Annotated in this window: 2 protein-coding genes; both read right to left on the bottom strand. The window is 69.9% G+C overall.

The window, feature by feature from the left end; translation table 11 throughout:
- Positions 1–390: class I SAM-dependent methyltransferase (locus tag MBTS_RS23200; protein WP_192216596.1), on the bottom strand; the 390-nt coding region annotated here is incomplete at its 3' end.
- A gap of 48 nt (positions 391–438) precedes the next feature.
- On the bottom strand, positions 439–691 hold a 253-nt coding region (locus MBTS_RS23205), incomplete at its 5' end, for an aminomethyltransferase beta-barrel domain-containing protein (RefSeq protein ID WP_342357250.1).

The following is a 691-nucleotide window of genomic DNA, read 5'->3' on the forward strand; positions in this document are numbered from 1 at the left end:
TTCGGGGTCCGGCACCAGGGTGATGAGGAACTGCGCGACCACCGCGTCGAAGCTGGCATCGGCATAGCCGAGGCGGCACACATCCATCACCTGAAGGCCACGGACATGGGTGAGCCGCCGGCGCAGCACCTTGGCGCGGGCACGCTTCAGCATGTCCTCGGACAGGTCGACGCCGCAGACGAAGCTGCCCGCCGGATAATAGCCGAGGGACAATCCCGTGCCGACGCCGGCTTCCAGGATACGCGGCCCGCAGGCGGTGGCCGCCATCACCGCGTCGCGCGCGGCGGGCTCGGTGAGCTTGTCGTAGACGACGTCGTAGACCGGTGCCCAGCGGGCATAGGCCTTGCGCATCAGGGCCGTGCTCGGACCGGCCTGCGGCTCGCTCAGCATATCGTCTCTAGATCCTGCGGATGGGGAAGGTTCTGGCTCGGGTCGGCGTCAGGCGGCTTGCGCCGTTCCGGCTGCCAACGCGTCGATGCGACGAATGGTGCCGCCGCCGAGCACACGCGAGCGTGGGCCGTCATCGGCATAAATGACGCAGGCCTGGCCCGGAGAGACGCCGTCTTCCGGTGTGGCCAGCACGACCTCGGCGGCTGCTCCACCGGAATCGACCGTCAGATGTGCGGCCCGCGGCTCACGGGTCGAGCGGACCCGCACGGCCACCGGCATGTCGACGACCCCGCCGGACGGC

The sequence above is a fragment of the Methylobacterium bullatum genome, from assembly GCF_014845095.1.
Classification (GTDB): Bacteria; Pseudomonadota; Alphaproteobacteria; order Rhizobiales; family Beijerinckiaceae; genus Methylobacterium; species Methylobacterium bullatum.